Consider the following 22,123-nt stretch of genomic DNA (forward strand, 5'->3'; position numbering starts at 1 on the left):
GCCGTCAACCGGGGTGCCGCCGGCCGGAGCACCGCCGGCCGGAGCGCCGTCAACCGGGATGCCGTCAACCGGGGTCGGCCCGTCCGGCGCGCCGAGGCCGGCGGGAGGGCGGAACCCGCCGGTCGCCGGCCGGTCGCCGGGCGCGGAGGGCCCATCACCCGCTGCCCGGCCGCCGGATACGGAGGGCCCGCCGGATACGGAGAACCCACCGGGCTCAGGAGACCCGGCGTCCTCGAAGCAACCACCGTTCCCCTCCAGGACGTTCACCTGGAGGGAGATCCGGGTCGCGCCCGCGCCTATCGACCGGCGCAGCAGTTCCTCGACGGCGGTGAGGACGGCGTCGGCCCGTCCCTCGGCCGTGTTGCCGAACGGGCCGACGTCCACGTGGTCGAGCCCCGCGCCCTGGACCACGTCGCGGGCGACGACGGCGTGCGGTGGGGGCCGGTCGAGGTCGAACGGCTCCGTGGTGAATTCCACTCTCAGTCGCACCATGCCGTCACGGTAACCGGCTCGGCGTCTCACTTGGGTGTCACGTGAATTCGTACGTTCCGTAGAGAGTTCACTCTGCGTCGGGGAGGTCCGCCCGCCGTCGCCACGCTCGGTGACACAGGCCGGGTGCCGCGGCGGGGGCGTCGTTCGGGAGGCCGTGAGAGTTCCTTGGTGTTTTCCGCGCCGCCTCGGCGGTCGTGTCACCAAGTGAGACATGCACAACATGTGGTGACGTGGATCACATTGCCGCTTCTGTGATGGTACATCCATCATTGTGTTGGCCAACGATTTAATGGCGCTCTTTCGGGATCTCGGAGCACACGTCCCGAATGCCCCGCACGCCCGGCTCCCACTGCCGCGGCACCCGGCCAACGAACGGCGCGCACCCCCCGTTTCCCCTACCGCGTGAACACGTGATTACGGAGAACGACGTGAGCACACCCGCGTTATCCACCCGTCCGCCGGCATCGCATTTCCCGGCCTCGTTCGCCCTCTCCCTGCCCGCGCCCGCGCCGACCGTCCTCACCGGACGCCTCGTCCCGGACGATCTCTGGCATCTGGCGAAGGAGGCCATACCACCGACGCCGAAACGGCCGCAGGGCGGCGGGCAACGCCGGCTCGACGACCGCGAGGTCCTGGCCGCCATCGTGTTCGTGGCGGGGTCCGGTTGCAGTTGGCGCCGCCTGCCGCCGGTGTTCGGCGCCTCCTGGCAGACCGTGCACCGCCGGTTCACCGAGTGGAGTGCCGCCGGCCTCTGGGACCTCCTCTGCGCCGCCGCCGAGCACCGCGCCGCGGGCGCGCGCCCGGACTGGACGCTCATCGTCTGCCGGCGCATCCGGGCCCGCGCCGCAACGTCCGGCTCCCCCGATTCCTCCGGCTCCCCTGGCACCCCCGGCTCCGACGGTTCCTCCGGCTCCCCTTGCTCCTCCGGCCCCTCCGGCTCCCCCGGCTTCTCGCCCGGCGACGCCTCCCCACCGGAACCGGCCGCCCTCCGGCGCCTCCCGGCCGCCTCCGCCCGCTGACACGCAGGGCGGACCCAGGAACTCGGCACCGGCGCACATCTTTTCGGCCGGTACACGGCCAGGAGGGCCCACCGGGGCCCCAGCCACGCCTCGTCCCGCCCGCAGACCGCAGACGCCTCGTCGCACACCGGTGCGCCCCGCCGAGCCCACCCCCGCGGAGACACCTGTGCCGTCTCCGTCGGCGCGGCGGCCTCACGCCTCCTTCCCTCACCCCCGCCTTCCTTCCTCGGCTCCCCCACCCGGACCGCACGTCCGTTCCACCCCACCCGCTTCTTCCTGCGAAACGAACGGAATGACGCGCATGCAGCAGCACGATTCGGTCGCACCCACGGCCACCACACCCGCCCCCGAATCCGTCGCGCTCGTCGGAATAGGCTGCCGCTTCCCCGGCGGTATCGATTCCCCGGAATCCTTCTGGGATTTCCTCTCCGGCGGCAAGGTGTCCGCCGAGCCCACCCCGGAAGACCGGTGGCGCCCTTACACGAAGATCAGCCCGGAGTTCTCCGAGGCGCTGCGCCGGGCCGAGCGGCCGGGCAACTTCCTTGGTGACGTGGACGGTTTCGACGCCGAATTCTTCGGTATCACGCCGCGCGAGGCGGAGTTCATGGACCCGCAGCAGCGGCTCGTCCTCGAAGTGGCGTGGGAGGCGCTGGAGCACGCCGGCATGGCGCCCCGCTCGGTCGCCGGTTCCGACGCGGGCGTCTACATCGGCACCTGCTCCGACGACTACGGGCGGCGGCTGCTGGAGGACCTGCCCCGGATCGAGCCGTGGACGGGCATCGGCGCCCAGCTCACCGGCATCGCCAACCGTGTCTCGCACGTCCTCGACCTGCACGGCCCCAGCTTCGTCCTGGACTCGGCCTGCTCGGCGTCGCTGGTGGCGGTGCACCTGGCCTGCCAGTCGCTGCTGACCGGCGAGACGTCCCTGGCCCTGGCCGGCGGTGTCAACATCATCCTCTCGCCCGCGTACACCCTCACCCTGGAGGCGGCCGGCGCCCTCTCCCCCGACGGCCGCAGCAAGCCGTTCGACGCGGAGGGCGACGGTTACGGGCGTGCCGAGGGCTGCGGCATCCTGGTGCTCAAGCGGCTGGCGGACGCCGAGCGCGACGGCGACCGGGTCCTGGCCGTCATCAAGGGCACCGCCGTCGCCCAGGACGGCGCGACCAACGGCATCATGGCGCCCAACCCCGACGCCCAGCGCGACCTGCTGCGCCTCGCCTGGCAGCGGGCCGGCCTGGACCCGGCCACCGCCGGCTACATCGAGGCGCACGGCACCGGCACCCGGCTCGGCGACCCCGTCGAGGCGTCCGGTCTGCACGCGGTGTTCGGGGCCGGCCGGCCGGACGGCAGACCGTGCTGGATCGGCTCGGTGAAGTCCAACATCGGCCATGCCGAGCCCGCTTCGGGTGTCGCCGGGATCATCAAGGCCACCCTGATGCTGCGCGAGGCGGAGCTGGCGGCGACGGTCCTCACCAGCGAGCCCAGCCCCGACATCCCGTGGGACGACTGGGGGTTGCGGCTGGTCACCGAGCATCAGCCGTGGCCCAAGGGCGACACCCCGCGCCGGGCCGGCGTCTCGGGGTACGGGTACGGCGGCACCATCGGGCATGTTGTCCTGGAGGAGGCGCCCGCCGCCACCGGGAAACCGGAGGAGCCGGCGGAGCCGGACGGTGCCGTGCGCGCGTACCCCCTCTCGTACCGCTCCCGCGCCGGGATCACCGCCTACGCGGACCGCCTCGCCGACTGGCTGGAGCAGCACCCGGGCACGCCCCTGTCCGCCGTCGGCCACACCCTGGCCACCCGCCGCAGCCATCTTGAGCACCGGGCGACCTTGGTCGCCGACGGTCGCGCCGAACTGGTCGCCCGGTTGCGCGAGTTGGCTGCCGACGAGACCGGGGAGCGGCAGTCCGACGGCGTCATCACCGGCGCCGTACCGCCCCGGAGCGGGGCGGACGCCGGGACGGTGTGGGTGTTCTCGGGACACGGTTCGCACTGGCCGGGGATGGGCGCGGAACTGCTCGACTTCCGCCCCGAGTTCGCGGGCGTGATCGACGCGCTGGAGCCGGTGTTCCGTGAGGAGCTGGGCTTCTCGCCCCGGCAGGCGCTCCTGGACGGCGACTTCGGCACCGTCGACCGCGCCCAGTCCATGATCTTCGCGGTGCAGGCCGGCCTCGCCGAGGTCTGGCGGGCGCTCGGCCACCGGCCGTCCGCCGTCATCGGGCACTCGGTGGGCGAGATCGCCGCGGCCGTGGCCGCCGGGGCACTGTCCTTGGAGGACGGCGCCCGGCTGAGCGGCCGGCGGTCCGCACTGCTGCGCCGGGTGGCGGGCAAGGGCGCGATGGCCATGGTCGGGCTGCCGTTCGACGAGGTGGCCGCGCGGCTGGCGGACGACGAGCGGATCTCCGCCGCCATCGCGTCCTCGCCGCTGTCCTCGGTGGTCTCCGGCGACGCCGGGGCGGTGTCGGCGCTGGTCCGCGACTGGCAGGCGGAGGGGCTCCCGGTCCGGAACGTCAACTCCGACGTCGCCTTCCACAGCCGGCACATGCTGGAGCTCACGGACGGGCTGCGCAACGCCCTTCGGGAGCTGGCCCCGCGCACGCCCGAGGTCCCGCTCTACACCACGGCCCTCGCCGACCCCCGCTCCGACGCCCCGCACGACGCCGCGTACTGGGTGTCCAACCTGCGCGAACCCGTCCGGCTCGCGCAGGCGGTGACCGCCGCCGTCGAGGACGGGTACCGCCGCTTCCTGGAGGTCTCGCCACACCCGGTGGTCTCCCACTCGATCGGCGAGACGTTGGCGCACCTGGACGTGACCGGCGCCCACGTCGGCCACAGCCTCCGCCGCGACAAGCCCGAACTGCGCACGCTGCTGGCGGGGTTGGGCGACCTGCACGCCCATGGCGCCGAGGTCGACTGGTCGCTCCACCACCCGGCCGCGCCCCCGGCGGAGCTGCCCCCGGTCGTCTGGCAGCACCGCAGGCACTGGCTCGACGCCGTGCTGCCGGCCGCCGCGGTCGTCTCCCACCAGCACGACATCAGCGGTCACACGCTGCTCGGCGCCCCCGTGGACCTCGCCACGGCCGACGGCACCGCGCTGCGCGTCTGGAACACCGTTCTGGACGAGGCCAGCCGCCCCTTCCCGGGCGGGCACTCCCTGCACGGCGCCTCGATCGTCCCCGCGTCCTCGATCATCCACACCTTCCTGGAGGCCGCGCCGGGCGTCGGCGGCAGCAAGGCGCTGTTCGACCTGTCGCTGCGCTTCCCCATCGCCCTCGCCTCGGCACGTGAGGTGCAGGTGGTACGGGAGGGGCTGAACCTGCGGCTCAGCACGCGGGCCGTGGGCGCGAAGGGCGGGCCCGGCAACTGGCTGACGCACACGTCCGGTTCGACCATGGCCGACAGCGCCGTACCGTTCCCGGACGGGTTCCTGACCGTACGGGCCCCGGAGGACCTGGTGACCGCCGACCCGTCGGTGGTGATCGGCCGGCTGGACGCGATCGGCGTCGAGGGCATCGCCTGGCCGTGGGAGGTGCGCGAGCTCCTCAAAGGCGAGAACGTGCTGCGGGCCGTCATCCACGCCCCCGCCGTCCCCGGCGACCAGGTCACCTGGGCACCGCTGCTGGACGCGGCCCTCGGCGTCGTCCCCGTCATCTACGGCGGCCCGCCCACCGTCCGCATGCCCGCCCACATACGCGAGGTGCGCGTGGTCGGCGAGGCGCCCGAGACCGGTGTGGTGGACATCCGGCTCGTGGACCCGGAGACGGACACCGTCGACATCGTCATCAGCGACGAGAGCGGACGGCTGTGCGCCTGGCTGCCGGGCACCCGGTTCGGCGCCCTGCGCTCGGAGGCACCGGCCGGGCGCGCGGCGGAGGCGGATCCGGAGGCCGGCGCCGGCTCGCCCGAAGCGGCCCCCGTCGACTGGCGCTCCCTGCCGGCGGACATCCTGGCCGCCCGGATCGACGAGGAGGTCTGCGGGCGGCTGGCCCGTGAGATGAAGATCCCGCCGGCGGAGCTGGACCGCGACCGGCCACTGACCGACCTGGGCCTGGACTCGGTGATGTCGATGGTCGTCTGCGGCCGACTGGAGAAACTGCTCGGCATCCGGCTGCCGGTGACGGTGCTGTGGAACCACCCGACGGCGGGCGGCCTCGCGGCCTACATCACCGGGCAGTTGGTCACCGGGGACGAGAACACGGAAGGGACGGCGGCGGAGGCCGCGGCGTAGCCCCCCGTCCGCGGCCCGCCCACCGGACGGACCCGGACGCCCACCACCGGCCCGTGTGCGACCACCGTCGCGCACGGGCCGGCCGGCGTATCCGGGGGGGTCCTGCCAAGGGCGGCCCCCGGAGTGTTCGTCAGGGTCCTTTGGCGCGGCTCCCCTTGACAGGTCGGCACAAGCCCGGCACCTTCGTTTCCGTTGAACGGATTATTCTTTCCGCGATACGAAATATGAAAGTGGGTATGCCGTGCCGATCCCCGACGAGGAACGCCTCGCCGCGAACCTCTCCCTCCTCCACGCCGACCTGCCCCTCCTCGACCGTCCCGCGGCGGCGGCCGCCGCCGGCTTCACCGCCGTCGAACTGTGGTGGCCGTGGCCGGACGAGCCGTGCCCGCCGCCCTCACAGCTCGACGCTCTCCGCGACGCGTTGACGTCCGCCGGCACCCGGCTCGTCGGGCTCAACTTCTACGCGGGCCGACTGCCCGGTCCCGACCGGGGGGCGCTGTCCCTGCCGGGACGGGAGTCGGAACGGTTCCGCGCCAACGTGGACGTCGCCGTCGACTTCGCCGGCTCGCTGGGCTGTACGGGCCTCAACGCCCTCTACGGCAACCGGCTGCCGGACGTCGACCCGGCGCTGCAAGACGCGCTCGCCCTCGACAACCTCGTCCTCGCCGCCCGTGCGGCGCACCGGGTCGGCGCCGATCTGCTCGTCGAGGCGCTCAACTCGGCCGAGTCGCCGGACTATCCGCTCGTCACGGCGGAGGCGGCCGTCGCCGTCGTGGAGCGGGTGAACGCGGTGACCGGGCTGGGGAACGCGAAGTTCCTGATGGACCTGTACCACCTGGCGATGGGCGGTGCGGATCCGGAGGCCGTCATCGATCGGTACGCGGGGGCTGCCGGGCACGTGCAGTTCGCGGACTGGCCGGGGCGGGGGGCGCCCGGGACGGGGCGGCTGGATTTCGGGGCACTGGTCGCGCGGCTTCGCAAGGCCGGGTACGGCGGCTGGGTCGCGTTGGAGCATCGGCCGTAGCGGGGGTTTGCCCCAGTCCCGCCCCTTCCCGTTTCTTGCGGGGCGGGCCCCCCGCGCCCCCGAAGCACGCTTCGCGCTCCCCCGGAGGGGGTGCCCCCAGTCCTCAAACGCCGGACCGGCTGTATCAGCCCGTTGGGGGCGCCCCCTCCGGGGGAGTTTGAGGACGAGCGGCGGAACCGCGAAAAGGGGGTCCGGGGCGCAGCCCCGGGAATCGGCGAAGGGGCGGGACCGGGGCACACCCCACCCGACCGAAAGGACACCCATGCACATCGCCTGGATAGGCCTCGGCATCATGGGCTCCCCCATGGCCCACAACCTGCTCAAGGCCCACCACCCCCTCACCGCTCACACCCTCGAACAACACAAACTCGACGCCCTCGCCGCCCACGGCGGCACCCCCGCCCCCTCCGTGGCGGAAGCCGTCCGCAAGGCGGACGTGATCATCACGATGCTCCCGGCGGACGCCGAGGTCACGGAGGTCGCCCTCGGCAAGGACGGGATCATCGAGCACGCTCCCCGGGGCGCGCTGCTCATCGACATGTCGACGGTGACGCCCCGCACGGCCGTCACCCTCGCCCGCGCGGGCGCGGACCGCGGCCTGCGCGTCCTGGACGCCCCGGTGTCGGGGGGCGAGGCGGGAGCCGTCGAGGGCACCCTGTCGATCATGGTGGGCGGGGAGCGGGCGGACTTCGAGGCGGCCCGGCCGCTGTTCGACGTCCTCGGTTCGACGGCCGCGCTCTGCGGCCCGCACGGCGCCGGCCAGACCGTCAAGGCGGCGAACCAACTGATCGTCGCGGCGACGATCCAGGCCTGCGCCGAGGCGGTCGTCTTCCTGGAACGCTCGGGGGTGGAGCCGGCCGTCGCGCTGGACGTGCTGAACGGTGGGCTGGCCGGGTCGGCCGTCCTCGACCGGAAGAAGCACGCCTTCCTCACCCGGGACTTCACCCCGGGCTTCCGGATCGACCTGCACCACAAGGACATGGGCATCGTCACCGCCGCCGCCCGGGAGGCCGGCGTGGCCCTCCCCCTGTGCGGACTGGTCGCCCAACTCGTGGCGGCGGTCCGGGCGCAGGGCGACGGCGGGCTCGACCACTCGGCCCTGCTGCGCGGCGTCGAGAGGATGTCGGCCGCATGAGCGGCGGAGAGGACGCCGGCCGCATGAGCGGCACCGGTCCCGTCGGCCACACCGACCGCCTGAGCGGCACCGGCCGCGACGGCGTCGGCATCCCCAGGATCCCCGCCATGCGGGCGGTGGCGCACATCCTCGCGGACGAGGGGGTGGACACCGTCTTCGGCTGCCCCGGCGCCGCCATCCTCCCCCTCTACCAGGCCCTGGAGGCGGACGGCCGCATCGAGCACCTCATCGTCCGCCACGAGGAGGCGGCCGCGCACATGGCGGACGGCTGGGCCCGGACCAACGGGCGGGTCGGCGTGGCCCTGGCCACCTCGGGGCCGGGCGCCACCAACCTGGTCACCGGCCTCTACACGGCGCAGGCGGACTCGGTGCCGATGGTCTGCGTCACCGGCCAGGCGGTCTCCGGCAAGCTGCACCAGGAGGCGTTCCAGGCGGTGGACATCGTGGCGGTGGCCCGGCCGGTCACCAAGTGGGCGGTGCAGGTGAAGGAGGCCGCCCAGTTGCCGTGGGTGTTCCGGGAGGCGTTCCGCACGGCCCGCGAGGGCCGGCCGGGGCCGGTGCTGATCGACATCCCGCTGGACGTGGCCCGGCACGAGATCGCGTACGCGCCCGGGACCGACGCCCCGCTGCCCGTCCGCCCCTGCCCGCCGCACGGGCCGTCCGTCGAGGCCGCCCTCGATCTGCTGCTCGCCGCGGAACGGCCGCTGGTGCTGGCCGGCGGCGGGGTCGTCACCGCGGGGGCGGCGGCGGAACTCCGGGCCTTGGTCGAGGAGCTGCGGCTGCCGTTCCAGGTGACGTTGATGGGCAAGGGCGCCATCGAGGACGACCACGAGCTCAACATGGGTACCACCGGCATCCAGACGTCCCAGCGGTATGCCAATGCCTCGTTCCTGGAGGCCGACTTCGTGCTCGCCGTCGGCGCCCGCTTCGGCGACCGCCACACCGGCGCGGACCTCTCCGTCTACCGGGGGTCCCGGACGTTCGTGCAGGTGGACGTCGAGCCCACGCAACTGGGCCGGGTGGTCGCGCCGGAGCTGGGGATCGTCTCCGACGCCCGGGAGTTCCTCGCCGCCCTGGTGGCCGCCGCCCGGGCCCGTTCGGCCCGGCCGGCCATCGGCCCCTGGCGGGCCCGGTGCGCCGAGCTGAAACGGACCCTGGTCCGCCGGGAGGACTTCGACACCGTCCCCGTCAAGGCGCCCCGGGTCTACAAGGAGATCAACGAGGTCTTCGGCGCGGACACGTACTTCGTCACCGCCATCGGCCTCTACCAGATCTGGGGCGGCCAGCACCAGAAAGCCCACCGGCCCCGCCACTACCAGGTGTGCGGCCAGGCCGGACCGCTCGGCTGGGAGATCCCGGCCGCGATCGGCGTCAAGAAGGCGCTGGAGGGCATGGGCCGGGGCGGCACGGAAGTGGTGGGGGTCGTGGGGGACTACGGGTTCCAGTACACGGTCGAGGAACTGGCGGTGGCCGCTCAGTACGACGTCCCCTTCGTACTGATCATGCTCAACAACGAGTACCTGGGCCTCATTCGTCAGGCGTCCCTCCCCTACGCCATGAACTACCAGGTCGACATCCATTACGACGAGGCCGGTACGGACAACGTCAAGATCATGGAGGCGTACGGCTGTTCAGGACGGCGGGTCACCCGGCCCGGCGACATCCGCCCGGCCATCGAGTGGGCCCGCGAGAAAGCCGTGGCCACCTCGCGTCCCGTGCTGGTCGAGATCATGATCGAGCGGGAGGCGAACACCCCGCACGGCACCGACATCGACGCCGTCCGCGAGTACGAGCCGCTGCCCGCCCCCTAAACCCCCGGACGGTGGCGCCCCATCCGTCGGGTCGCGCCGCGGCGCCGCCGTCCGGGTCCCCGCTTCGGCCATTCGCGCCCCTCCCGGCGTCCGCTTCGTGGACTATGGAGTGCCTCAGTCCTACGGACCCGTTCGCTGGAGCCGACCATGGCCAAGAGCGTTCCGGTGCACTGCCCGACGTGCGGCCGGGAGCACCCGTTCACTCCGCCCACCTATCCCTGCGCCTGCGGCGCCCCCCTCACCCTGCCCGTCTCCCCCGGGGCCGTTCCCCGCCCGGTCGCCCACCGCACCTGGCGCAACGGCTGGGTAGCCGTCCGCTGCGGAGGCTGCGGGCGACAGGGCCAGTGGCCCAGACCGGAGTTCGACTGCTCCTGCGGTGCCGTGGTGCAACCGCCCGTGGACCCCGCCGCGCCGGCCGCCGGGACGGACGGAACCGGCGCGACAGGCGGAACCGGCGGGCCCGGCGCGGCCGGTGGGGCGGTCACCGCGGACGGGCGCACCGCGGCCCGGCGCACGGCCCGTCCCGCCTTCCGGCCCGTCGCCATCCGGACCGAGCGCGACGCGGTCACCGCCGCCCGGCGCTACCTCCGCTGGCTCGGCTTCACCCAGGTCCGGCGGCCGGACCGGCCGGCGGGGACGGGTGTGGTCGACCTGCTGGCCGACGGGCTCGTCGTCCGGGTGGACCCCACGACGCTCCCGACGACCACCCGGGACGTCGAATGCCTGTGGCTGCACGCCCTGACCGAGGACGCGACCGGGGTCTGCTTCTCCCTCGCCGGCTACACGACCGAGGCCCGGTCACGGGCGGACGACTGCCGGCTCCCGCTGTTCGTCATGGACCTCACGGGCGCGCCACGCGCGCTCAACGCCTGTGCCGAGGAGCTGGTCCGCCGGCGGTGACCCCTCCTCCGGCCGGGGGCTCAGCCCCGCTGCCCGGCCGGCTGCCGGAGCGCCATGACGTTGGTGACCGTCTCGGCGGCCTCCTGCTTCCACGCCTCCAAGGCGTCCTTGCCCGAGCTCACGACGTCGTCGAAGAACCCCGCCCCCGCGGCGGGGGAACCGCCGGCGACGGCCGGCGCGGCGCCCCGCGCGGGGGCGGAGAGCACACCCAGGAACGCGGCGGCGCGGAGGGTCATTACGGCGAAGCTGCGCATGAAGTACCTCTAATCCGCTCATCGGCTGAGACACCTCACGACTGCCCTGGGCTCCGCGGCACCATGCCGCACATCACCCCCACGAGGCGGCCGGGAGGACACGGAAACGTTCCCCCGAGCAGGAGTTCGGGGCCTGGAGCCGGACGATCCGGAGCTCACCACCCCCGAGCCCCTTTCGGCCCGCCCGGCACCCCCTCCCGCCCGGGCTCTCGTCCTCGCACCGAGCATCCCCGGCCGCCGGGCGGGCCGAAACGATCCACCCGGCACTTCACCCAACGGAGCGAATTCCCGGACACCGCGGCCCGATCAGGGACGGATCGCCCTCCTCTCCCCGTTCACTCCCGGTCACCGCTCACGCCCGTACACCGCTCACGCCCGTACACCCTCGCCGATGCGGTAGAGCACGTTGCGTCGCAACGGTCCTTCGGGGGCCCACGGGTCGTCGAAGTCGTCGGCGGGATCGCGGACCATGCCGACGCGGCGCATCACCGCCTGCGAACGCAGGTTGCCGGCGGTCGTCACGGCGAGAATCTCGCGGAGGCCGAGCGTGCCGAAGCCGAACGCGAGGGCGGCCCGGGCGGCTTCGGTGGCGTAACCGTGCCCCCAGGCCGTCCGCGCGAGCCGCCAGCCGGCCTCGACGCCCGTGAACGGCATCCCGTCGTCCGTGTCGTCCAGCCCGGCGAACCCGATGAACTCGCCGGTCTCCACCACCTCCACCGCCCACCAGCCGTAGCCGCGCGCGGCGAACTCCGCCCGGAACGCGGCCACCGAGGCGTCGCTTCGCTCCCCCGTCAGGACGGGCCCGAGGTGCTCCCGCACCTCGGGGTCGGCGTTGAGGGCGGCCCAGGGGGCGAGGTCGGAGTCCCGCCAGGGGCGGAGCAGGAGGCGTTCGGTGCGCAGTTCCGTCATGCACCGCATCCAAGGCCACGCCGGGGCGGCCGTCGAGCGCGTTTCCGCCGCCGGTACCGGCGGCGGTACCGACGGCCGGTGCCGACGCCGGTACCGAGTGCCCGTGCCGAGTGCTCGTGCCGACTGCCCGTGCCGACTGCCGGTGCTCCTACCGCGCCCCGGCGCCCGTCAGCAGGGCGACGGCCTCCTCGCGCAGCTCCACCTTGCGCACCTTGCCGCTCACCGTCATCGGGAAGCTCTCCATGACCCGCAGGTAGCGGGGGACCTTGTAGTGGGCCAGTCGGCCGCGGCAGTAGCGGGCCAGCTCGTCACGGCTGAGGCCGCCCGCGTCGTCGCGGAGGATGACACAGGCCATGATCTCCTCGCCCATCCGCTCGTCGGGGACCCCGATGACCTGGACGTCGGCGATCTTCGGGTGCGTGTGCAGGAACTCCTCGATCTCGCGCGGGTACACGTTCTCCCCGCCCCTGATGATCATGTCCTTGCTGCGGCCGACGATCCGGACGTACCCCTCCTCGTCCATCGCCGCGAGGTCGCCCGTGTGCATCCAGCGGTCGGCGTCGATCGCCTCGGCCGTCCGCTCGGGGTCGTCCCAGTAGCCGAGCATCACCGAGTAGCCCCGGGTGCAGAGCTCGCCCGGCTCGCCGCGCGGCACGGTCGCGCCGGTCTCCGGGTCGACGATCTTCACCTCGATGTGCGGGAGCACCCGGCCGACCGTGCCCGTCCGGCGGTCCAGGTCGTCGTCGCGCCGGGTCTGGGTGGAGACCGGCGAGGTCTCGGTCATGCCGTAGCAGATGGTGACCTCCTCCATGTGCATCTCGGCGACGACGCGCTTCATCACCTCGGCGGGGCAGGGCGAACCCGACATGATGCCGGTGCGCAGGGAGGAGAGGTCGTAGGTGGCGAAGTCCGGCAGGTCGAGTTCGGCGATGAACATCGTGGGGACGCCGTAGAGCGAGGTGCACCGCTCGCGTTCGACGGCGTGCAGGGTGGCGGTGGGGTCGAAGGTGGGCGCGGGGATGACGACGCAGGCGCCGTGGGTGGTGGCCGCGAGGTTGCCCATGACCATGCCGAAGCAGTGGTAGAAGGGGACCGGCAGGGCGATCCGGTCCTCCTCGGTGTAGCCGAGGGTCTCCCCCACGAAATAGCCGTTGTTGAGGATGTTGCGGTGGGAGAGGGTGGCGCCCTTGGCGAAGCCGGTGGTGCCCGAGGTGTACTGGATGTTGACGGGGTCCTCGGGGCTCAGCCCGGCCTCGCGTTCGGCCAGCCGCTCGCGGGGCGTGCCGGCGCCGAGCCTGACCAGGCCCGTCCACGTCGGGTCGTCCAGGTAGACGACGTCGCGCAGGGCGGGGCAGTCCCCGCGGACCTGCTCGACCATGCGCCGGTAGTCGCTTGTCTTGTAGGCGACGGCCGACACCAGCACGGAGACGCCGGACTGCCGCAGGACGTAGGAGAGTTCGTGCAGCCGGTAGGCCGGATTGACGTTGACCATGATCGCGCCGATGCGCGCGGTGGCGTACTGGACGATCATCCACTCCGGGCAGTTGACGGACCAGATGCCCACCCGGTCGCCCTGCGCCACCCCCTTGGCGAGCAGCCCCAGCGCGACCTCCTCGACGGCGCGCCCGAACTCCGCGTACGTCCAGCGCCGTCCGGCCTGGACGTCGACGAGCGCCTCGCGTTCACCGAAGAGGGCGACGGAACGGGTGAGACTGGCGCCGATGGTCTCTCGAAGCAGGGGGGTGTCGACGGGGCCGCCCGCGTACGAGGGTGTGCTCACCGGTGGTCTTCCTCTCTGAATTCGGTACCGCCGCCCCGCGCGGTGCGTTCGCGCAGGTCGATGCGGCGGATCTTGCCGGACACGGTCTTGGGCAGCTCGGCGAACTCCAGCCGGCGGATGCGTTTGTACGGCGCGAGGACGGCGCGCGAGTGGGCGAACAGCGCCTTCGCGGTGTCCGGCCCCGGCTCCCAGCCCGCGGCGAGAACGACATACGCCTTGGGCACGGAGAGCCGCAGCGGGTCGGGCGCGGGCACGACGGCGGCCTCGGCCACGGCCTCGTGCTCCAGGAGAGCGCTTTCGAGCTCGAAGGGGGAGATCTTGTAGTCGCTGGACTTGAACACGTCGTCCGCGCGCCCGATGTAGGTGAGGTAGCCGTCCGCGTCGCGGGCGCCGATGTCACCGGTGCGGTAGTAACCGCCGGCCATGGCCTCGGCGGTGCGCTCGGGGTCGCCGGCGTAGCCGGTCATCAGCCCGACGGGCCGGGTGTCGGGGCCGCCCGTGAGATCGAGGCAGATCTCCCCCTCGTCGGCCGGCTCGCCGGTGACCGGGTCGAGCAGGACGACGGTGAAGCCCGGGCAGGGACGGCCCATGGAGCCGGTCTTCAGCGGCTGCCCGGGGGTGTTGGCGACCTGTACGGACGTCTCCGTCTGCCCGAAGCCGTCCCGGATCGTGACGCCCCAGGCGCGCCGGACGGCCTCGATGACCTCCGGGTTGAGCGGCTCGCCCGCCGCCACCACCTCGCGCGGCGGGGTGCGCAGGGCCCGGAGGTCGGCCTGGATGAGCATGCGCCAAACGGTGGGCGGCGCACAGAAGCTCGTCACGCCGCAGCGGTCCATCTCGGCCATCAGGCGGGCCGGGTCGAAGCGGGTGTAGTTGACGACGAAGACCGTCGCGCCGGCGTTCCAGGGCGCGAAGAAGTTGGACCAGGCGTGTTTGGCCCAGCCGGGCGAGGAGATGTTGAGGTGCACGTCACCCGGGCGCAACCCGATCCAGTACATCGTGGTCAAGTGACCGATGGGATACGAGACGTGGGTGTGCTCGACGAGCTTGGGGCGGGCGGTGGTGCCGGAGGTGAAATACAGGAGCAGGGGGTCGTCGGCGCGGGTCGGGCCGTCGGGGACGAAGCTCTCGTCGTGGCCTCCCGCTGTCGGGGCCTGCTCCGCCGCCGGGGCCTGCTCCGCCGTCGGAGCTTCCTCCGCCGTCGGGGCGTCCCCCGCCGTCGGGTCGTCCTCGTAGGGGAACCAGCCAGGTGGCGGCGGGCCGCCGACGGCGATCCGGGTGTAGTCGCCCGGCACCTCGGCGAACTTCCCGGCGTCGGCGGTCCGGACGACGACGTGCCGGGCCCGGCCGCGTCCGATCCGGTCGGCGAGGTCGGCGGGGCCGAGCAGCGGGGTGGCGGGGATGACGACCGCGCGCAGCTTCATCGCCGCGAGCATGGTCTCCCACAGCTCGGCCTGGTTGCCGAGCATGACGACGATCCGGTCACCGGCGCGGACGCCGCGCCCGCGCAGTCGGCGGGCGACGCGGTCGGAGCGGCGGCGCAAGGCGTCGAAGGACAGCTTCGTCTCGGTACCGTCCTCCTCCACGATCCACAGGGCGGTGGCGTCGTTGCCCCGGGCGAAGGGATCGAACCAGTCCAGCGCCCAGTTGAACTCGACGGGCCGGGGCCAGACGAAACCCTCGTACGCGGTCCGGTAGTCCTCCCGGTGGGCGAGCAGGAAGTCACGCGCGGCGCGGAAGGCGTCGGCTCCGCCGGAACCGGCGGAACCGGCCGAACCGACGGAACCGGCGGAACCCACGGATCCGTGTGCTCGGGCCGGTGCCTGGGCATCGGCCGGTGCCGGTGCTTCAGCCGGTGCCGGTGCTTGCGCCGCTGCCGGTGCCCCGGCCCTCTCTTCTGCCGCGTCCTGTGCCGTCACGTGTCCTCCAGTCGCCGCGCGAGCCGTCGATCCCGATCCGCAGGTGAGCATCGTGCGTCGGTGATCGAAGACCCGCCAGCCCCGGACAGGGCTGTCCGCGCCGCGCGAACAGGGGATTCCCACCGGGGTTCCCGGGGGACGGCCGTCCCCGCTCAGGTTCTTCCAGATTCTTTGCCCGCCCATGGCAGCGTGGTAGTGGGACCCGGCGCACGGCAGGGGCGCACACCCGGCGCACGGGGTCACGACGGTCGGTCGCGCGCCGGGCCTTCCCCTGTCTCCGGCCGCCCCGGCCGGTGAAGCGCGCCGGGATTGCGTCAATGGGCCGTCAAGGCTCCCGTGTGGCGGGTCAACAGGCTGTCAAGGAAACGGTCGTCCGGTCTCCGGCCGGGCATACCGTGGGCAGCGCGGCGCCCCGGCCGCCGGCTCGGGCACGCTGCTGTACCCGCTGTCCCCTTCACCTCACTTTTCCCCCGTCCCTCATCCTTCATCCTTCAGCCTTCCCGAGGACCGTCATGCGTGTAAACCGAACTCCCGCCGAAGCCGCCGCCGTAGCGGCCGTGACGGCCGCCCACAGCCCGGTGGCCGACGGCGGGGAGTCCTCCGAAGAGCCTTCCCATCCCGGCGGGGCGGCGGCGCGGCCCTGGTCGGAACGGGGGGCGGCGTCCGACGCCCCACTACCATCGGCGGACGCACCGAACCCGTCCCCCGCAGCCGCGCCACCCACCCCGGCCACCTCATCCACCCTGGCCGGCTCGGCCGCCCCGGTCGGCTCCGCCACCCCGCCCACCCCGGCTGGCTCTGCCACCCCGTCCGCCCCTGACGACTCGACCACCCCATCCACCTCGACTGGCTCGGCCACCCCGTCCGCCCCTGACGGCTCGGCTGTTGTGCGTGCCCTGACGGCTCCGTCGGACCCGTTCGTCACGTCGGCCGCGTCGGCCACGTCGGTCGCGTCGGTCGCGTCGGTCGCGTCGGACCAGCGCCACCCGTCGTCCCCCGCCGCCCCTCCGTCACCTGTGGTCGCGGAGGCATCCGCCTCCACCCCCTCCGGCTTCCCGGTGTCCGGCGCCGCCCCGGCTTCCGCTGCCACGGCCGCCGCCGCCCCGACGCCCACCGGCCCGGTCGTCTCCGTCAGCCCGCCGTCCCCTTCCGTGGACGCGGCGCTGTACGTGCCCGTGCGCCCCTGTCCCGTCGGCTTCGCCCTCCGCGTCTTCCGCACCCCGCTCGGAGGCCGGACGGCCGTCGCCTTCACCACCCCCGCGCGACTCGCCGCGTGCCTCGGCGCCCACCAGCCGGCCGTCCGGCTCGCCCTGCCGGCCGTACGAGCGCTCGCCGCGCCCCTCGGCGTCACCCTGATCTCCGTGGACCCACAACTCACGGCCCCACCGGTCCGCCGCTCCCCCGACGGCCCGTCTCCGGCAGCCTTGCAGCCCACGCTTCCGGGCTGAGCACGCGGGGACGCGTCCGGCGCGGGGCGGCCGCCCGCCTGGCAGGGCTCCGGTGCCGATACGGCGCGGGTCCTGCGTTCGTCGGACGTGGGCCGGTGCCGGCCGCGGTCCACGTCCGGTGCCCCTACGACGCGGGTCGGTGCGCGTCCAGTGCCCGCCCGGCTCGGATCCGGTCTCCGCCCGATGCGCATGTGCTCGCCGTTCGGCAAGGGTCCGCCGGCCGTCCGGCGCGAGTCAGTGCCCGGCCGGCGCAGACCCAGCGCCCTCCGGCGCCATGCCGCCGAAGCCCGGCCGGGGCGGCACGGTCGTCGCCGCCCCAACCCCACACTCCGCTTGCGGCTTGGCACTTGGCACTTGGCACGAGCCTCGCCCCTTGCGCCACGTCCGCCGCGCGCCGCGTTCACGCCCCCCAGGCACCCGTAAGCCCATCTCCGTCACCACGCGCGATGCCTCACCCGACCCGTGACGTTGACGCCTCCGCGCGTCACTCCGCATCCACGAGCGCTCGGTGGCCGCGCCCCGAGCGCACCCCACCCACCCGCCCGCTCACCCACTCGCCCGCCGCCCCACCAGGTCCCTCGACTTCGAAGGAAACACCGTGTCCATACCCCTCCCTCTCCCCGCCACCGCGCTCCCGCCCCTCCCCGTCGCCTCGTCCGCCGCCGTCGCCCCGGAGGCCCCCGAGGCCGTCGGCCCGGCGCCTCTGTGGCCCGCCTCCGCCCGTACGCTGCCCTCCGGCGGTGTGGCCGTCGGCGGCGTGCCCCTGGCCGAAGTCGCCGACCGCTTCGGCACCCCCGCGTACGTCCTCGACGAGGACGAGGTCCGCGCGCGGGCGCGCGCTTGGCGCGCCGCGCTCCCCGGCGCCCGGGTCGCCTACGCGGGCAAGGCGTTCCTCTGCCGTGCCATGGTCCGCTGGGCGGACGAGGAGGGGCTGGATCTCGACGTCTGCTCCGCCGGGGAGCTGGACCTCGCGGTCCACGCCGGCTTCCCCGCCGAGCGTCTCGTACTGCACGGCAACGCCAAGAGCCCCGCCGAACTGCGGGCCGCGCTCCGCCTCGGGGTCGGCCGGATCGTCCTGGACAGCACCGGCGAGATCGCCCGGCTCGCCGCCCTCGTGCCCGCCGGAACCCGCCAGCGGGTGCTGATCCGGGTGGTCCCGGGGGTGGCGGCGGGCGCGCACACGGCCGTGCGGACGGGCGTCGAGGGCCAGAAGTTCGGGCTGCCGATCACGGGCGGGGAGGCCGAGGACGCGGTGGCGCGCGTACTCGGACAACCCCGGCTCGAACTGGTGGGCCTGCACTGCCACCTCGGCTCGCAGATCGTCACCACCGACCCGTACGCGGCCGCGGTCCGCAAGCTCGTCGACCTGCTCGCCCGCGTACGCGACCGGCACGGCGTCACCCTCCCCGAACTGGACCTGGGCGGCGGCTTCGGCATCGCGTACCGTCCCGGCGACCCGGCCGTGGACCCCGTGGCCTACGCCGACCGCGTCACCACGGAACTCGCCCTGCGCTGCGCCCACGCCGACCTGCCCGTCCCCCGGCTGACGGTCGAGCCGGGCCGCTGGGTCGCGGGCCCCGCCGGGGTGGCGCTGTACCGGGTGCTCGCCGTGAAGACCGCGGGTGGCCGCACTTTCGCCGCCGTCGACGGCGGCATGAGCGACAACCCCCGTCCCGCACTCTACGGCGCCCGCTACACCGTCCACTTGGCGAATCGTTCCTCCTCGGTGGCGCCCCGCGCCGTGACGGTGGTCGGCCGGCACTGCGAGGCCGGCGACGTCCTCGCCGAGGACGTTCCCCTCCCCGCCGACCTGCGCCCGGGCGACCTCCTGGCGGTGCCCGCCGCGGGCGCGTACCACCTCTCCATGGCGTCCGCCTACAACCACGTCGGCCGCCCGCCCGTGGCGGCGGTCTCGGAAGGCCGCGCACGGCTCCTCGTCCGGCGGGAGACGCCGGAGGACCTGCGGAGCCGCGACATCGGCGAATGACGCCCGCCACCGGAACGACGCGCCACGTCGGGAGGACGACGCGCGACGCCGGGGGACGGCAAGCGACGCCGGGGAACGACTCGCCACGCCGGGCAACGACTCGCGACTATCCGGCACGGCCCAGGGGAGAACAAAAGCCATGGGACCGGTGGTGAGTCTGTGGCTCGGGACGCGGTTGCCGTACGACCGGGCCGTGGCGGACGCTCTGGCGTGGTGGGGCCCGGCGGTGACGGCCGTCACGCCGGACGACGGCCCGCGCACCGGAACGGATGCCGGACCGGCCACCGGTTCCGCCGCGGGACCGGCCACCGGATCGGCCGACCGATTCCGGGTGGTCGGGAACTCCCCCACGCTCGCCCTCCCCACGCCCCCTCCGGACGGCGCGGGCCCCTTCTTCTTCGCGGAGGACGAGGCCCCGGCCGCCGGCCTGGACCTCCCCGCCGGGTTGCCGGCCCCGGCCTGGGGCCTGCTGGTCGGCGCACACTGTTCGGCGGCCGTGGACCATCTGCTGCTCGGCCACCTCGCGTTGTCGCTGGCGCGACACCTGGGCGCGCTGGTGGAGTTCGACGGCCCCCTGGACGGGGGCGGTCGCCGCCCGGCCGGTCCGCCGCCACCCCCGGGGGCCCTGCACCGGGTCGTCGAAAGGACGGATGACGGCGGATGTCGGCACGGGCACGTCGGCGACACGGTGTTCCTGGCGGCCTGGCTGCGGCACCCCGCGTTCAGGCTGGGCACGTGACGACGGGCACCACCGGGCGGTAGGGGGCGATGGGCTCCACCGGGGGTGTTGGACGCCGCCGGGCGGTACGGGGCGAGGTGGGGCGCGGGGGCGATGTGGGATGCCGAGCGGTGCGGGCGGCCCCCCTTCACCCCTCGCGGGCCACCGCCCGGCTCACACCTCGCGGGCCACCGCCCGGATCAGGTCGCGGGAACGGACGCGGTCCAGGGAGGCGTTCTCCATCCAGGCCAGTTGGGCGCGGCACTTGGTGAGTTGCAGCTCGGCGTGCCAGAAGAGGGGGCCGAGCTCGGAGTCGAGCTGGGCGGTGTCCAGTTGACGGACCGGACCCTCCGCGTACAGCAGCGAGTGGCCGGCGCCGGGGAAGGCGCCGCTGGAGACCGGCACGACCCGTACGACGACGTGGTCCCGCTCGGACACCTCGGCCAGGTACTCCAGTTGCCGCCGGGCCACGTCCCGGCCGCCGAAACGGGTGCGCAGCGCGGTCTCGTGGATGTAACCGACGTAGTCCAGCGGCCGGTCCCCGCGCAGTACCCGGGCGCGTTCCATCCGGAAGGCGACCCGGATCTCCACCTCGAGCCGGCTCGGCGGCGGCAGCACCGCCGCGAAGATCGAGCGGGCGTAGTCCTCGGTCTGGAGGAGTCCGGGGAGGTGCATGACCTGGGAGGTCAGCACCCGTTCCGCGTGCCACTCCAACTCCGCGATGTCGAGCATGCCCGGCGGCAGATCGGCACGGTACCGCTCCCACCAGCCTTGTTTGCGGTCGGTGGCCATATCGGTGAGGGCTTCGATGTACCGCTCGTCGGAACACGCGTAGTTGCAGGCGAGGATGCGCAGTCGCTCGGGCGAGACGACGCGCGTCCCCGACTCCATGTGGGAGATCTTCGTTCGGTCGACGCCGAGCAGGCGAGCGGCGTAGTCGGTGGAAACCCCGGCCGCGGTGCGCATCTTGCGCAGCTCGCTCCCCAGCCTCTTCTGGCGTTCGGTGGGTGTCGTTCTGGGCGGCATGTGCCTTTCCTACTGGCTTGCGGGCCCGTCCGGCCCGGTGCGCCCGCCCGTTCACCCGATGGAGGCACGAGCCACCACCGGGGTGGCACGGGTGCCCCCGCGCGGATGCGGCCCGCGGCGGCCTCTTCCGCCTCAGGGACCGACTCCGGCCACCCCTGGTACACCGCTCAAGATCAAGTGAATTATTGAGATAATCACCGAATGACCAGAAATGAGATCGCCTTCGACTGCCGGCCGTGTGACGGCGATGGCAGCGTGCTCGTCGTCGTCCCCCGCGTCGACGGAACACCCCTCACCGAGCTGGTCGACAGTTTCGAGATCGCCGCGGGAATGCAGCCTGCGGGTGACGCCTACGGCGGTCTGATTCCGCAGTTCTTTCGCTTCGGCCCGATGCGGGATCATTTCCTCGGACGGTCCACCGATGCGATGGGGCCGGGCACGCCCGTTCTCGGCTGCGCCTGCGGCGAGTGGGGCTGCTGGCCGCTCATGACCCGCATCACCACGACACCCGACGTCGTGATCTGGGATTCCTTCGGGCAACCCCATCGCACGACACGCGACTACACGGCATTCGGTCCGTTCCGCTTCGACCGCCGCCAGTACGACGACGCCCTGCGCGCGCTGACCGCCGCACTCGGCTCCGACGAGATGTGATCCACCCTCGCGAGCGCCGGTCCGAAGAGGCCCGATCGCGACGGGCCCTCCGCCCCTCCGGCCAGCCCGTCGCGCCCGACACGGCGCCGTTGTCGCGTCCGCCGGGCAACGGTCCCCGCTCCAGCGGCGTGGCGCCACTCCTTGGCCGGCCCGGCTTGAGAGACCGGGACCGGGAACGTCGCCGGACTTTCCCTCGTTTCCCGCAACGACTGCGTCAAGGGTGACGGAGCCAATGGGGGCCGATGGGGGGCCGACAGTGGCGATGTGGGCGATGTCGTTCCAGGCGTTTGTGTGTCTGCTGGTCCTGTTCGCCTTGCTGGAGAGCGGATGGCGGTGGATCACGGGGCTGGGCCTGTTCCCGTGGTTGCGCAGACGTGCGGGGCGATCGCTGTCGAACATAGCCTTCGACGAATTCACGGCGGTCGTGAACGGCAACAAGACGGTGGAACTGCGTCAGCGGCGGGTGGAGTTGCTGAAGCGGGACGACGAGAGTGACGGCGCCCCGCCCCGCTCCAGCGTCGACCTGGCCGGGGGCACGGCGTTCATCGTGCTCCCCGAGCCTCGGACGGCCCATGCTCCGGCAGGCCCGACGGCAAACGCGACGACCAGCGCGACGGCCGGAACGACGACCGGAGCGACGACTGTGGAGAACACGAGCGACGACCGGAGCGACGACCGTGAGAACACGAGCGACGGCCGTGAAGACCGGTGCGACGGCCGTGCGGACCCGCGATGAACCGCACACCGGGCGAACCGGACCCAGGCCCGTCCACACCGCAGGTGCTCGCTACGGCCTGGCGGCTCACCCGCCCGGGGCCG

16 protein-coding genes and 1 pseudogene are annotated in these 22,123 nt (G+C 73.5%); 11 read left to right on the top strand and 6 right to left on the bottom strand.

Annotation, left to right across the window (positions count from 1 at the left end; all coding sequences use genetic code 11):
• Nucleotides 1-246 precede the first annotated feature (246 nt).
• Nucleotides 247-489, bottom strand: a pseudogene (locus ACZ6X9_RS26140) (YkoF family thiamine-binding protein); the annotation flags it as partial.
• Between the two features lie 431 nt (nucleotides 490-920).
• On the opposite strand from ACZ6X9_RS26140, the gene ACZ6X9_RS26145 reads away from it, so the two are divergent.
• The 6 genes from ACZ6X9_RS26145 (at nucleotide 921) to ACZ6X9_RS26170 (ending at nucleotide 10,609) form a co-directional block, all read left to right on the top strand.
• Nucleotides 921-1,511, top strand: a complete 591-nt coding sequence (locus ACZ6X9_RS26145; RefSeq protein ID WP_469780447.1) for a transposase — start codon at nucleotides 921-923, stop codon at nucleotides 1,509-1,511.
• A 301-nt stretch (nucleotides 1,512-1,812) separates the two neighbouring features.
• On the top strand, nucleotides 1,813-5,739 hold the full coding sequence (locus ACZ6X9_RS26150) for a type I polyketide synthase (protein WP_469780448.1): 3,927 nt from the start codon (nucleotides 1,813-1,815) through the stop codon (nucleotides 5,737-5,739).
• A 247-nt stretch (nucleotides 5,740-5,986) separates the two neighbouring features.
• Entirely contained in the window at nucleotides 5,987-6,763 is a 777-nt protein-coding gene (locus ACZ6X9_RS26155) for a TIM barrel protein (RefSeq protein WP_469780647.1), read from the top strand.
• A 262-nt stretch (nucleotides 6,764-7,025) separates the two neighbouring features.
• A complete protein-coding gene (locus ACZ6X9_RS26160) occupies nucleotides 7,026-7,898 on the top strand; it encodes a 2-hydroxy-3-oxopropionate reductase (protein WP_469780449.1) in 873 nt (290 codons plus the stop codon).
• On the top strand, nucleotides 7,895-9,709 hold the full coding sequence (gene gcl, locus ACZ6X9_RS26165; protein ID WP_469780450.1) for a glyoxylate carboligase: 1,815 nt from the start codon (nucleotides 7,895-7,897) through the stop codon (nucleotides 9,707-9,709). Before ACZ6X9_RS26160 ends, gcl begins: the two co-directional genes overlap by 4 nt.
• A gap of 147 nt (nucleotides 9,710-9,856) precedes the next feature.
• Nucleotides 9,857-10,609 (top strand): hypothetical protein, encoded by a 753-nt coding sequence (locus ACZ6X9_RS26170; RefSeq protein ID WP_469780451.1) that lies wholly within the window; start codon nucleotides 9,857-9,859, stop codon nucleotides 10,607-10,609.
• A gap of 20 nt (nucleotides 10,610-10,629) precedes the next feature.
• Here ACZ6X9_RS26170 and ACZ6X9_RS26175 read toward each other — a convergent pair whose 3' ends face one another.
• From ACZ6X9_RS26175 to ACZ6X9_RS26190, 4 genes are all read right to left on the bottom strand, one after another.
• Entirely contained in the window at nucleotides 10,630-10,863 is a 234-nt protein-coding gene (locus ACZ6X9_RS26175) for a hypothetical protein (protein ID WP_469780452.1), read from the bottom strand.
• 369 nt (nucleotides 10,864-11,232) lie between these two features.
• Nucleotides 11,233-11,772: a GNAT family N-acetyltransferase gene (locus tag ACZ6X9_RS26180; protein ID WP_469780453.1), complete on the bottom strand. Its 540-nt coding sequence runs from the start codon at nucleotides 11,770-11,772 to the stop codon at nucleotides 11,233-11,235.
• Nucleotides 11,773-11,920: 148 nt separating this feature from the next.
• Nucleotides 11,921-13,552, bottom strand: coding sequence for an AMP-binding protein (locus ACZ6X9_RS26185; RefSeq protein ID WP_469780454.1), 1,632 nt, complete (start codon nucleotides 13,550-13,552; stop codon nucleotides 11,921-11,923).
• Nucleotides 13,549-15,351 carry an AMP-binding protein gene (locus ACZ6X9_RS26190; protein WP_469780455.1) on the bottom strand — a complete coding sequence of 601 codons (1,803 nt, stop codon included), beginning with the start codon at nucleotides 15,349-15,351 and terminating at the stop codon, nucleotides 13,549-13,551. The genes ACZ6X9_RS26185 and ACZ6X9_RS26190 overlap by 4 nt, the downstream gene beginning before the upstream one ends.
• Nucleotides 15,352-16,358: 1,007 nt before the next feature.
• Between ACZ6X9_RS26190 and ACZ6X9_RS26195 the strand changes: the two genes are divergently transcribed.
• The 3 genes from ACZ6X9_RS26195 to ACZ6X9_RS26205 all read left to right on the top strand — a co-directional run bounded on the left by ACZ6X9_RS26195 (nucleotide 16,359) and on the right by ACZ6X9_RS26205 (nucleotide 19,645).
• Nucleotides 16,359-16,919 carry an SAV_915 family protein gene (locus ACZ6X9_RS26195; protein ID WP_469780456.1) on the top strand — a complete coding sequence of 187 codons (561 nt, stop codon included), beginning with the start codon at nucleotides 16,359-16,361 and terminating at the stop codon, nucleotides 16,917-16,919.
• 598 nt (nucleotides 16,920-17,517) lie between these two features.
• Nucleotides 17,518-18,906 (top strand): diaminopimelate decarboxylase, encoded by a 1,389-nt coding sequence (lysA, locus tag ACZ6X9_RS26200; RefSeq protein WP_469780457.1) that lies wholly within the window; start codon nucleotides 17,518-17,520, stop codon nucleotides 18,904-18,906.
• A 139-nt stretch (nucleotides 18,907-19,045) separates the two neighbouring features.
• Complete coding sequence (locus ACZ6X9_RS26205; protein ID WP_469780458.1) at nucleotides 19,046-19,645, top strand: DUF6368 family protein; 600 nt, start codon at nucleotides 19,046-19,048, stop codon at nucleotides 19,643-19,645.
• Nucleotides 19,646-19,798: 153 nt separating this feature from the next.
• Here the strand turns inward: ACZ6X9_RS26205 and ACZ6X9_RS26210 are convergent, their stop codons facing one another.
• A complete protein-coding gene (locus tag ACZ6X9_RS26210) occupies nucleotides 19,799-20,650 on the bottom strand; it encodes a helix-turn-helix domain-containing protein (RefSeq protein ID WP_469780459.1) in 852 nt (283 codons plus the stop codon).
• A gap of 201 nt (nucleotides 20,651-20,851) precedes the next feature.
• On the opposite strand from ACZ6X9_RS26210, the gene ACZ6X9_RS26215 reads away from it, so the two are divergent.
• On the top strand, nucleotides 20,852-21,304 hold the full coding sequence (locus ACZ6X9_RS26215) for a hypothetical protein (RefSeq protein WP_469780460.1): 453 nt from the start codon (nucleotides 20,852-20,854) through the stop codon (nucleotides 21,302-21,304).
• Between the two features lie 262 nt (nucleotides 21,305-21,566).
• Nucleotides 21,567-22,040 carry a DUF6191 domain-containing protein gene (locus tag ACZ6X9_RS26220; protein WP_469780648.1) on the top strand — a complete coding sequence of 158 codons (474 nt, stop codon included), beginning with the start codon at nucleotides 21,567-21,569 and terminating at the stop codon, nucleotides 22,038-22,040.
• The last annotated feature ends 83 nt before the right edge of the window (nucleotides 22,041-22,123 follow it).

The sequence above is a fragment of the Streptomyces sp. NPDC052910 genome, from assembly GCF_055585605.1.

Coding starts and splice junctions, on each gene's coding strand:
- ACZ6X9_RS26150 (WP_469780448.1), top strand. CDS start 1,813: ATGCAGCAGCACGATTCGGTCGCACCCACGGCCACCACACCCGCCCCC.
- ACZ6X9_RS26160 (WP_469780449.1), top strand. CDS start 7,026: ATGCACATCGCCTGGATAGGCCTCGGCATCATGGGCTCCCCCATGGCC.
- gcl (WP_469780450.1), top strand. CDS start 7,895: ATGAGCGGCGGAGAGGACGCCGGCCGCATGAGCGGCACCGGTCCCGTC.
- ACZ6X9_RS26170 (WP_469780451.1), top strand. CDS start 9,857: ATGGCCAAGAGCGTTCCGGTGCACTGCCCGACGTGCGGCCGGGAGCAC.
- ACZ6X9_RS26175 (WP_469780452.1), bottom strand. CDS start 10,863: ATGCGCAGCTTCGCCGTAATGACCCTCCGCGCCGCCGCGTTCCTGGGT.
- ACZ6X9_RS26180 (WP_469780453.1), bottom strand. CDS start 11,772: ATGACGGAACTGCGCACCGAACGCCTCCTGCTCCGCCCCTGGCGGGAC.
- ACZ6X9_RS26205 (WP_469780458.1), top strand. CDS start 19,046: ATGGGACCGGTGGTGAGTCTGTGGCTCGGGACGCGGTTGCCGTACGAC.
- ACZ6X9_RS26210 (WP_469780459.1), bottom strand. CDS start 20,650: ATGCCGCCCAGAACGACACCCACCGAACGCCAGAAGAGGCTGGGGAGC.
- ACZ6X9_RS26215 (WP_469780460.1), top strand. CDS start 20,852: ATGACCAGAAATGAGATCGCCTTCGACTGCCGGCCGTGTGACGGCGAT.
- ACZ6X9_RS26220 (WP_469780648.1), top strand. CDS start 21,567: ATGTGGGCGATGTCGTTCCAGGCGTTTGTGTGTCTGCTGGTCCTGTTC.